The following is a 10,510-nucleotide window of genomic DNA, read 5'->3' as shown; positions in this document are numbered from 1 at the left end:
CCCCGGTTCGACACGACGGCATCACGGGAAGAGCCCATCGAAATCGCCCCCGGTGTGTGGTGGGTCGGGGTGCGTCTGGCGAATGACCATTTCCAGTGCCATACCTATTTCATCGCCAACGGTTCGGATGGCGTGCTGATCGATCCGGGTTCGCCGCTCACCATTGAAGGCACCTTGGCCAAGCTTCGCGCCATCACCGATCTGGGCGCCATCCGCTGGCTGGTCTGTCACCACTCCGACCCCGACATCTGCGCCGCCCTGCCAAAGCTGGGCGAGGTGCTGACCCACCCCGACGCGCAGGTGGTGACGGAGTGGCGTGCCCATGCCCTGATCCGCCACTACGGCCATGGCTTCCCCACCTACCTGGTGGAGCAGCACGACTGGTGCCTTCCGCTGCAGGGGGATCGGCGGCTGGAATTCCAGCTGACGCCGTATCTGCACTTCCCGGGGGCCATGGTGTCCTTCGACACCACCAGCCGCACACTCTTCTCTTCGGATCTGTTCGGGGGCTTCGTCCCCGACAGCAGCGTGCTGGAGTCGGCCGATGCGGCCTACATCATCGAGAACGCCCGGCCCTTCCACCAGCACTACATGCCGAGCCGGGAGCTGTTGAGTGCCGGCCTGGCCCGCATCCGCTCCCGCTGGCCCCGGATCGAGCGCATCGCCCCCCAGCACGGCCACATCGTTGCCGCCGCCATCGTCGATGACGTGTTCAGCGCCCTGGGTGCCATGGACTGCGGCGTCTATTGCCTGGCAGACGCCGACCTGGACCTCAAAAGGCTTCTGCGCATCGCCGAAGCGCGGCGGCAGTTGAACGATGCCCTGATCCACCAGAGCAGCCCCCTGGGGATGGTCCGGGCCATCGGCAACATCCTCGAATCCACCGACCAGGCCAGCGCCTGCGAACTGTCCGTGGAGCTGCCCGTCGATGGCTGGACCACCTGGTGCGCCGATGACATCCATCCCCAGCGAAGGGCAGCCCATCCCGGCTGGCACCACATCTGCCTGCTCGGCCAGCCCGCCATGGTGCTGGCCATCCGGGGCCAGTGCGCCGCCGAGTCGTTCGATCCCGACACGGAACGGATGGTGCGTGAGTTCGCCGAGTCGATGCGCCCCTGGGTGGAGCATCTGCTCGAGGATCAGCGCCACGCCCACGAGTTGGCCGCCCTCAACACCGCCGCCCTCTGCGATCCACTCACGGGCCTGGCCAACCGTCGAGCCCTGGAGGAGGCGAAGCTGCCGGCCAGCTACTCCCTGGTCGAACTCGATCTCGACCATTTCAAGCAGGTCAACGACAGCTTCGGCCACGACGCTGGCGACCGGGTGCTCAAGCAGGTGGGCCGCGTCCTGAGGGAGTCGGTGCGGGAGCAGGACCAGACCTTCCGGCTCGGCGGCGAGGAGTTTCTGGTGCTGCTGCCGGAGGCCGACCAGGCCACGGCCCTGATGGTGGCCGAACGGATCCGGCTTTCGATCCACCAGCTCGATCTCGCCGGTGCGGCCCCCGAAGGACGCCTCACCGTCAGCCTGGGGGTGAGCACCAAGTCGGCCCAGTTCAGCACCGATTTCTCCCATCAGATGGAGCTGGCCGACCAGGCCCTCTACGCCGCCAAAGGGGACGGCCGCGACCGGGTGCGCGCCGCCGAAGCCATCTCCCTGAGCAGCCGCTAGGCCGTAACCGCCCCCGGCGGGGAGTACCCTCCAGTCCTGGACTGCCATCGGTGGCAACCAGGGATCCCGGTGCTTCACCCCCCCGGTGATCGAGACGATCGTCCTTTCCGGGAGTTGGCGCCTGGCGCCGTGATGGATTCGCAGGCTGCCCGTTCCTTCCTTCGCGACGACCGGTCGGACGCCCGCAGGAAGGCGGCGAGCCTGCGTATCACCGGCACCGATGTGAGCGGCGAGGCCTCCGGGGCCAGCTGCGTGATCACCACCGACAGCGAGGGCAGGCGCCTGGCGCGCCAGTCGAGCCACGTGCAGTCGATCGAGCTCCGCACCTACGTCTTCCTGGATTCGCTCCAGCCCCAGCTGGCGTCCTACATGGGCACGGTGTCCCATGGCTTCCTGCCGATTCCCGGCGATGCCTGCCTGTGGCTGGAGGTCTCCCCGGGGATGGCGGTGCACCGGGTCACCGACATCGCCCTCAAGGCCAGCACGGTGCGGCTCGGCCAGATGGTGGTGGAGCGGGCCTTCGGCTCCCTGGCCCTCTACCACCGGGACCAGAGCAATGTGCTCCACTCCGGCGACGTGGTGCTGGAGGCCATCGGCAGCCGGGTGGAGCTGCGCAGTCGCTGTGAGGTGACCTGGACCGAGATCATCCGGGCGATCACCCCCGACCATGCCGTACTGATCAACCGCCAGAACCGCCGCGGTTCGATGATCCAGGCCGGCATGAGCATGTTCATCCTCGAGACCGAACCGGCCGGCTACGTGCTGATCGCCGCCAATGAGGCGGAGAAGGGCTCCAACATCACCGTGGTCGACGTCAAGGCCGTCGGTGCCTTCGGCCGCCTCACCCTGGCGGGCAAGGAGGGCGATGTGGAGGAGGCCGCCGCCGCCGCCATGCGCGCCGTGGCCCAGATCAACGCCGGCGCCCGCGGCTAGCGCTCAGCCGAGGCCCAGCAGACGCTTCAGCCCCGGGGCCATGGCCCGGGCCGCCTTGCCCCGGCTGCCCAGACGGCTCTTGAGGTGCTCCCCCATGGCGGCATAGCTGCAACCGGCTTCGCGCACATGGAAGATCGGGTCGTAGCCGCCGCCATGGCCGGACGGTTCCCGCAGGATCAGGCCCCGGCAGAGGCCCTCCGATTCCAGGACCACCTCACCGGCGGGGTCGGCCAGGGCCATCGCGCTCACGAAGGTGCCGCCGCGGTAGAGGGAATCGCCGAGCTCGTGCAGCAGCCGGTGGATCTTCTCGTGGTCGGTGGGGGCATAGCGGGCCGAATGCAAACCCGGGCGGCCATCGAGGGCATCCACCTCCAGACCCGAATCATCAGCCAGCGACCAGCAACCCGTGAGGGAGGCCACGGTGGTGGCCTTCAGGCGCGCGTTCTCCGCATAGGTGAGGCCCGTCTCCTCGATCTCCAGGCCCTTGGGCTGCTGCCTCACCTCCAGACCCACCTCCGGACCCACCCCCTCGAGCATGGCCGTGATTTCGGCCACCTTGTGGGGGTTGCCGCTGGCGATCACCAGCACCGGGCGGGAAGGGGAGAGGGACAAACCGGGCCCACGGGGGGCCCCATTTTGGTGCAGCGGGGTCGGGCGGTCGCGGAAGGGGTGGGGCAGGACGGGTTGAACATTCCACCCCCGGAGAACTCCAGGGTTCCTGCCCCGGGCGGACGATAGGGAATTCGCCACCGATCGGACGAAACGGCGGACAACATTGCGCGACCGGTGACGGTCGCCAGCCGGAATCGCCCCTAGGTTGCCTCCACCCTTTGGGCCCCGGAGGGCAATGCAGTCGAGCCTGGTCCTACAGAACCTGCTCTCCGCGCCGGTGCTGTTCTTCTTCCTGGGCATCCTCGGTGTGCTGGTCGGCTCCGACCTGGAGATCCCCTCACCGCTGCCGAAGCTCTTCTCCCTTTACCTGCTGCTGGCGATCGGCTTCAAGGGGGGCATGGAACTGGCCCACAGCGGCCTCGGTCCCCAGGTGCTGCTGACGATCGGGGCGGCGGTGCTGATGTCGCTGCTGGTGCCCCTGACGAGCTTCCTGCTGCTGCGCTTGCGGCTGGATGGCTACAACGCCGCCGCCATCGCCGCCTCCTACGGCTCGATCAGTGCCGTCACCTTCATCACCGCCGAGAGCTTCCTCAATGTTCTCGAAGTGAACTTCGACGGTTTCATGGTGGCGGCCCTCGCCCTGATGGAATCGCCGGCGATCGTGGTCGGGGTGATCCTGGCCAAACTCGCGGCCCCCGCAGACGATGCCGACGCCCCAGGGGACCACGACAACGACGGCGATCAGGAGCATGGGGCGGGCAGTCTGCGCTGGCGGGAAGTTCTGCAGGAGGCCTTTCTCAACGGTTCCGTGTACCTGTTGATCGGCAGCCTGGTGATCGGGTATGTGGTGGCCGCCTTCAGCCCCGCGGGGCTGGAGAAGATGGATCCCTTCACCGAAAAACTGTTCTACGGAGCCCTCTGTTTCTTCCTGCTCGACATGGGCATCGTGGCGGCGCAGCGGCTGCGGGACCTGCGCCAGACGGGGGCCTTCCTGATCGGCTTCTCCCTGCTGGCCCCCCCCGTGCACGCCCTGGTGGGGCTGCTGGTGAGCGCCCTGCTGGGCCTGAGCCAGGGCAACACCCTGCTGTTCATGGTGCTCTGCGCCAGCGCCTCCTACATCGCCGTGCCGGCGGCGATGCGCATGACCGTTCCGCAGGCGAACCCGAGCCTTTACATCTCCACGGCCCTGGGCCTCACCTTCCCCTTCAATGTGGTGGTAGGGATTCCCCTCTACATGGCGCTGACCCGACACTTCATCCCCGTCGGCTGAGCGCAGGCCGTCTGCCTTCCCCTCGCCGAACCTTCGCCCCGACACCATGAAGCGAATCGATCTGTTTCTCAGCGAACGGGAGTTGAACCGGGTCTGCAAGGCCATCACCGCGGCCGGGGCCAAGGGCTATTCGGTGATGCGGCATGTCACGGGCATGGGGCCGTCCGGGGAGATCTCGGAGGGGATGGATTTCAGCGGGCTGGGGGCCAATGCCCACGTGATCGTGTTCGTGGAGGACGCCGTGCTGGCGGCCGTGAGCAAAGCCCTGAAGCCCCTGCTGAAGCGCTATGGCGGGGTGGGCTTCGTCTCGAGCGCCGACCCCCTCTGAACCGGTCAGGCGGAGCCGCAGCGGCCCCGGTGGCGGCAGCGATCAAGCAAAGCTTGCTTTTTGTGTTGCACTGATCAGCTGCCCTTATCAGCCAATCGCGAAACCTTGATGGCCGCCGGGCTGCCAATCGCTTGACGGAGGGTTTGACGGAGGAGCAAGGTTGCACACGAACATTCCACCCCCCTCCTCCAGGAGCAGGTAATGGCAAACGAAACCATGGGCATCGCCCTCGGCATGATCGAGACACGCGGTCTGGTGCCCGCCATCGAAGCGGCTGACGCCATGACCAAAGCCGCCGAAGTGCGCCTCATTGGTCGCGAATTCGTCGGAGGCGGCTACGTGACCGTCCTGGTGCGGGGTGAAACCGGTGCCGTCAACGCCGCCGTCCGTGCCGGCGCCGACGCCTGCGAGCGTGTGGGCGACGGCCTGGTGGCCGCCCACATCATCGCCCGACCCCACCGTGAAGTGGAGCCGGCGCTGAACAGCAGCTTCGGCCTGGGATCGAAGGACTGAGCGGTCAAGGCGACCCTCTGATTTTTCATCCGAACCCATCCGAACAATCCCATGAGCAAGAAGTACGACGCCGGGGTCAAGGAGTACCGCGACACTTACTGGACTCCCGATTACGTCCCCCTCGACACCGACCTGCTGGCCTGCTTCAAGTGCACCGGCCAGGAAGGTGTGCCCAAGGAAGAAGTGGCTGCCGCCGTGGCCGCCGAGTCCTCCACCGGCACCTGGTCCACCGTGTGGTCCGAGCTCCTCACCGATCTCGACTTCTACAAGGGCCGCTGCTACCGCATCGAAGACGTCCCTGGTGACAAGGAGTCGTTCTATGCCTTCATCGCCTACCCCCTCGACCTGTTCGAGGAAGGCTCGGTGACCAACGTGCTCACCTCCCTGGTGGGCAACGTGTTCGGCTTCAAGGCCCTGCGTCACCTGCGTCTGGAAGACATCCGCTTCCCGATGGCCTTCATCAAGACCTGCCCCGGCCCGCCGAACGGCATCTGCGTCGAACGCGACCGGATGAACAAGTACGGCCGTCCCCTGCTGGGTTGCACCATCAAGCCGAAGCTCGGCCTCTCCGGCAAGAACTACGGCCGGGTGGTCTACGAATGCCTCCGCGGTGGCCTCGACTTCACCAAGGACGACGAGAACATCAACTCCCAGCCCTTCCAGCGCTGGCAGAACCGTTTCGAGTTCGTGGCCGAAGCCGTCCAGCTCGCCCAGGAAGAAACCGGCGAGAAGAAGGGGCACTACCTCAACTGCACCGCCGCCACTCCTGAGGAGATGTACGAGCGGGCCGAGTTCGCCAAGGAACTCGGGCAGCCGATCATCATGCACGACTACATCACCGGTGGCTTTACGGCCAACACCGGTCTGTCGAAGTGGTGCCGCAAGAACGGCATGCTGCTGCACATTCACCGCGCCATGCACGCGGTGATCGACCGCCATCCCAAGCACGGCATCCACTTCCGGGTGCTGGCCAAGTGCCTGCGCCTCTCCGGTGGCGACCAGCTGCACACCGGCACCGTGGTGGGCAAGCTCGAGGGTGACCGCCAGACCACCCTGGGCTTCATCGACCAGCTGCGCGAATCCTTCATCCCCGAAGACCGCACCCGCGGCAACTTCTTCGACCAGGACTGGGGTTCGATGCCCGGCGTCTTCGCCGTGGCCTCCGGCGGCATCCACGTGTGGCACATGCCCGCCCTGGTCGCCATCTTCGGCGACGACTCCGTTCTCCAGTTCGGTGGTGGCACCCACGGTCACCCCTGGGGCTCGGCCGCCGGCGCCGCCGCCAACCGGGTGGCCCTGGAAGCCTGCGTCAAGGCCCGCAACGCCGGCCGTGAGATCGAGAAGGAAGGCCGCGACATCCTCATGGAAGCCGCCAAGCACAGCCCCGAGTTGGCCATCGCCCTCGAGACCTGGAAGGAAATCAAGTTCGAGTTCGACACCGTCGACAAACTCGACGTCGGCTGAGCCGACACCCGGCCCTCCGCCTTGCCGCCGCTGACCGCTGGTTCAACCACCGGAGGTCAGCGTGGCTGGGCTTCCCATCCCATTCCCCTCAAGGATCCCCATGCCCTTCAAGAGCACCGTGGGTGACTATCAAACAGTCGCCACCCTCGAGACCTTCGGCTTCCTCCCGCCGATGACCCAGGACGAGATCTACGACCAGATCGCCTACATCATTGCCCAGGGCTGGAGCCCCCTGGTCGAGCACGTCCACCCCAGCCGCTCCATGGCCACCTACTGGTCGTACTGGAAGCTGCCCTTCTTCGGTGAGAAGGATCTCGGGGTGATCGTGAACGAACTGGAGTCCTGCCACCGGGCCTATCCGGACCATCACGTGCGCCTCGTCGGCTACGACGCCTACACCCAGAGTCAGGGTGCCTGCTTCGTTGTGTTCGAAGGCCGCTGATCCAGCGGTTCCAGCGGATCCCGGCCGGCGGTCGGGATCCATCACTTTTGATCATCCATTCACGGGGCGGACATGGCCAGGACCAGCAGTCGGGAAGCAGCTCTGGAGCGCCGCAAGGCCCTCACCAACGGCGGCAAGAAAGCCTCCACCCAGTTCATGTCCTCCCCGGGCAGGGTGCGCACCGCCGCTGACGCCCAGCGCAGCCGCACCGAGGCGGTGACGCTTGCCCCGTCCGCAGCAGCCCCGGCCCCCTCCCCCCAGCGCCCCGCCCCCGCAGCGCGTCGTGGCGGTGCTTCCACCCTGAACTCCTCCTCCGGCACCGGCCATCGCAGCAACGCCAAGCCGTTGGCGAACCCCAGCCGGAACCTGGTGCTGGAGCGCCGAGAAGCCCTATCCCGCCGCGGCAAGCGCGCCGACACCTCCAGCGACCGCACCCGTCAGGAGGTGATGCGCGCCGCCAAGGCCAGCGCCGCCACCGCCACCCCTGCCGCAGCCAGCACCAGCGATCGCCCCTGCGGTTGCAAGGACGCCAAGGCGGCCGCAGCCGCCAGCAGCAGCAGCAGCAGCAGTTCCGCCGGCCTCGGGGCCTCCCTGGCCAACCGGAATTCCCGGAACGGCGAGCGCCGCGGCACCGCCAAGCGCACCGCCCAGCACAACCCCAGCCGGGCCATCGTCATGGCCCGCCGCGAGGCCCTCTCCAAGCGGGGCAAATCCGCCAGTGCCCCCACCAGCGCCGTGGCCGCCTCGGTGGCGCGCCAGTCGAACCCCGACATGAGCAGCCGCGAGCTGGCCCAGAAGGTGCGCGAACTCAAGTGCAAGGTGGGCTCCGCCGGCAGCTCCCGCAGCGGTGGCTCCCGTCCCTCCGGCCCCCGCCGCGGCCAGGCCAAGATCGATGCCGCCGCCGATGCCCACTGGAAGGTTGGCGTGAGTGAGACGGTCCGGGGCCAGGTGGTCACCGGCACCCAGGCCAACCGCTCCCTCAAGACCACCGGCAACGAGGCCAGCACCTGCCGCCCCGTCACCGGCACCGAGTACCTGGGCGCCGAGATCTTCCGCACCTTCTGCCAGAGCGATCCCACCCCCCTGCAGCCCGCCAAGGTGCGGGTGAGCGCCACCACCCATGGCAACCGGGTCACGGGCAATGAAGTGGGTCGCTCCGAGAAGGTCACCGGCGACGAGCCCGGCACCTGCAAGAACGTCACCGGCACCGAATACATCTCCGCCAACCAGAGCGCCGCCTGGTGCGGCACCACCAGCCCCTCTCCCCGCAAGGTGGGCCTCACCCGCACCGCCGCTGGCCGGCCGGTCTCCGGGGTGATCGTGGAGCGCTCCGAGCGGGTCACCGGCAACGAGCCCGGCGCCAATCGCCAGCTCACCGGCACCCAATACGTGGGTGACCAGTCCGAGGTGCCCGGCCGCGCCCCCGCCAAGGTCAGCAGCCTGCACACCCTGCGGGGCACCGGCATCACCGGCACCCACGTGGGCCGCAGCGAGCACGTCACCGGTGATGAGCCGGGCTCCTGCCGCCTGGTCACCGGCGACGAATACATCGGCACCCAGCAGTTCGAACAGTTCTGCGGCACCAAGCCGGCACCGGAAGCCGCCAAGGTGGGTTTCAGCGTCACCAACAAGGCGATGGTGGTGAGCGGCACCCGCACGGGCCGCTCCGAGAAGGTCACCGGCGATGAGCCCGGCACCTGCAAGGCCGTCACCGGCACCCCCTACGCCGGCATGGAGCAGGCCGGCACCTGGTGCTCCTCCGACCGGGTGGCCGAGATCCGCCAGCGCACCCCCGCCCGCATGGGCACCGTGATGACCGGCCTTCAGCCCGGCATCGGCGGCGTCATGACCGGCGCCGAGCGCGGTGCCTGCGAGGACATCACCGGCACCCCCTACATCGGCGGCAACCAGCTGGCCGAGGCCTGCGGCGCCGCCACCAGCCACGACGCCGACTTCCCCCAGCCCCTCACCGATCAGCCCTGGCAGCAGTTCAGCGTCCAGTCGCCGGCCCGCGCCGCCCAGAGCTCCCGCCAGCGTCCGGGTGGCGTCACCGGCAACAGTTACGAGCAGGGCAACCGCATCACCGGCCCCTTCGACATGGCCGCCGACAAGGTGACCGGCACCGAACAGTTCCGCTTCGACCGTCCCGCCCAGGATCGGGTGCGCCTGCGCCAGCCGGCGGCGGCAGCTCCGGTGACTGTCGATGAGGACGCCCGCCCCACCTCCCGGGTCACCGGCGAAGGCATCTCCGCCGGCCTGAACATCACCGGCGATGACTGGGATCGGGGCAAGCACGTGACCGGCACCGAAGGGGCCTCGGCCCGTCGCCGCAACCCCAGCCGGGTCGGACCGATGTCGGCCATGCCCGGCTTCCAGAACAAGCGCAACGAGACCCTGCCCGAGCCCACCAACAAGATCACCGGATCCAGCGGCAGCACCAACTCCGGTTCCCTGATCACGGTCTCCGGCGGAGCCCGCGGCTGATCCCCGATGCCCCGCCGTCCGGCCCCCACGATCCGTCCCCTTGCCCCCAGCGCACCCCGACGCCGGACCGATGCTCCCGGTGGCGCCGATCTCTCCCGGCGCCTGGCGGCCGTGCGGCTCGGCCAGGCGGCGTCCAGCCTCCATCCGCTGACGGACAGCGTCGCCAACGCGGCCCTCGAGGGCTACGACCGCGGTGTCAAGGAGGCCTTCGATCGGATCGTGCCCGTGCTCAAGCGCCTGTCGGCCCTGCAGCACGAGGATGACTTCGTCGAGCGTGCCCAGGCCCTGGCCCAGGCCGAGCTCGGCTTCAGCCTGCCCCTGCCGATCCTGGAGAAGGCCTGGGTCAGCCAGCTCGACATGCGCAGCCTGTTCGCCTGGTGCGTCTTCGAAACCTACGAACAGACCAGCGACGGCTTCTTCCGCGAGGATCCCCTGCACGGCCAGCCCGGCAGCGCCGCCGCCGAGGAATTCAACGCCTTCCTGCTCTCCTGCGGCTTCCACCTGCTGGATGCCACCCCCTGCGCCGACGGTCGCCTGGCCCATGCCATCGCCTTCGCCCTGCGGCTGCCCTTCAGCTCGGTGCGCCGCCGCCCCCATGCCGGTGCCCTGTTCGATGTGGAGAACACGGTCAACCGCTGGGTCAAGACCGAACACCGCCGCTACCGGGAGGGCGTTCCCAACCCCGCCCACGACGACACCCGTTACCTGAAGGTGGTGCTCTACCACTTCAGTTCCCGTGACCCCTCCCACGAGGGCTGCGCCGCCCACGGCAGTGACGACGCCCTGGCCGCCAGCT

Annotated in this window: 10 protein-coding genes; 9 read left to right on the top strand and 1 reads right to left on the bottom strand. The window is 68.2% G+C overall.

What is annotated here, in order from left to right; genetic code table 11:
- Both KBZ04_RS09640 and KBZ04_RS09635 read left to right on the top strand, forming a co-directional pair.
- Positions 1–1,668: diguanylate cyclase (locus tag KBZ04_RS09640; protein ID WP_254991729.1), on the top strand; the 1,668-nt coding region annotated here is incomplete at its 5' end.
- Positions 1,669–1,800: 132 nt separating this feature from the next.
- The gene (locus KBZ04_RS09635; protein ID WP_216905735.1) at positions 1,801–2,601 is read left to right on the top strand and encodes a BMC domain-containing protein; all 801 of its coding nucleotides are present in this window, start codon (positions 1,801–1,803) and stop codon (positions 2,599–2,601) included.
- A 3-nt stretch (positions 2,602–2,604) separates the two neighbouring features.
- Here KBZ04_RS09635 and KBZ04_RS09630 read toward each other — a convergent pair whose 3' ends face one another.
- Positions 2,605–3,213 (bottom strand): non-canonical purine NTP pyrophosphatase, encoded by a 609-nt coding sequence (locus tag KBZ04_RS09630; RefSeq protein WP_254991728.1) that lies wholly within the window; start codon positions 3,211–3,213, stop codon positions 2,605–2,607.
- A gap of 235 nt (positions 3,214–3,448) precedes the next feature.
- On the opposite strand from KBZ04_RS09630, the gene KBZ04_RS09625 reads away from it, so the two are divergent.
- The 7 genes from KBZ04_RS09625 to KBZ04_RS09595 form a co-directional block, all read left to right on the top strand.
- Complete coding sequence (locus KBZ04_RS09625; RefSeq protein WP_254991727.1) at positions 3,449–4,483, top strand: sodium-dependent bicarbonate transport family permease; 1,035 nt, start codon at positions 3,449–3,451, stop codon at positions 4,481–4,483.
- Positions 4,484–4,529: 46 nt separating this feature from the next.
- The gene (locus tag KBZ04_RS09620) at positions 4,530–4,811 is read left to right on the top strand and encodes a P-II family nitrogen regulator (protein ID WP_254991726.1); all 282 of its coding nucleotides are present in this window, start codon (positions 4,530–4,532) and stop codon (positions 4,809–4,811) included.
- A 201-nt stretch (positions 4,812–5,012) separates the two neighbouring features.
- Positions 5,013–5,324 carry a BMC domain-containing protein gene (locus KBZ04_RS09615; RefSeq protein WP_015107695.1) on the top strand — a complete coding sequence of 104 codons (312 nt, stop codon included), beginning with the start codon at positions 5,013–5,015 and terminating at the stop codon, positions 5,322–5,324.
- A gap of 51 nt (positions 5,325–5,375) precedes the next feature.
- Positions 5,376–6,788 (top strand): form I ribulose bisphosphate carboxylase large subunit, encoded by a 1,413-nt coding sequence (locus KBZ04_RS09610; RefSeq protein WP_216909740.1) that lies wholly within the window; start codon positions 5,376–5,378, stop codon positions 6,786–6,788.
- A gap of 100 nt (positions 6,789–6,888) precedes the next feature.
- On the top strand, positions 6,889–7,230 hold the full coding sequence (locus KBZ04_RS09605; protein WP_015107693.1) for a ribulose bisphosphate carboxylase small subunit: 342 nt from the start codon (positions 6,889–6,891) through the stop codon (positions 7,228–7,230).
- 72 nt (positions 7,231–7,302) lie between these two features.
- Positions 7,303–9,714 (top strand): CsoS2 family carboxysome shell protein, encoded by a 2,412-nt coding sequence (locus KBZ04_RS09600; protein WP_254991725.1) that lies wholly within the window; start codon positions 7,303–7,305, stop codon positions 9,712–9,714.
- Positions 9,715–9,720: 6 nt separating this feature from the next.
- The coding region (locus KBZ04_RS09595) for a carboxysome shell carbonic anhydrase (protein WP_254991724.1) at positions 9,721–10,510 on the top strand (790 nt) is incomplete at its 3' end.

The organism is Cyanobium sp. N5-Cardenillas (assembly GCF_024345515.1).
GTDB lineage: Bacteria > Cyanobacteriota > Cyanobacteriia > PCC-6307 > Cyanobiaceae > Cyanobium.
This window is presented reverse-complemented; position numbering and strand designations above follow the sequence as displayed.

Excerpts from the sequence above, each read along its gene's own strand:
- KBZ04_RS09635 (WP_216905735.1), top strand. The coding sequence starts at position 1,801 with ATGGATTCGCAGGCTGCCCGTTCCTTCCTTCGCGACGACCGGTCGGAC.
- KBZ04_RS09625 (WP_254991727.1), top strand. The coding sequence starts at position 3,449 with ATGCAGTCGAGCCTGGTCCTACAGAACCTGCTCTCCGCGCCGGTGCTG.
- KBZ04_RS09620 (WP_254991726.1), top strand. The coding sequence starts at position 4,530 with ATGAAGCGAATCGATCTGTTTCTCAGCGAACGGGAGTTGAACCGGGTC.
- KBZ04_RS09615 (WP_015107695.1), top strand. The coding sequence starts at position 5,013 with ATGGCAAACGAAACCATGGGCATCGCCCTCGGCATGATCGAGACACGC.
- KBZ04_RS09610 (WP_216909740.1), top strand. The coding sequence starts at position 5,376 with ATGAGCAAGAAGTACGACGCCGGGGTCAAGGAGTACCGCGACACTTAC.
- KBZ04_RS09605 (WP_015107693.1), top strand. The coding sequence starts at position 6,889 with ATGCCCTTCAAGAGCACCGTGGGTGACTATCAAACAGTCGCCACCCTC.
- KBZ04_RS09600 (WP_254991725.1), top strand. The coding sequence starts at position 7,303 with ATGGCCAGGACCAGCAGTCGGGAAGCAGCTCTGGAGCGCCGCAAGGCC.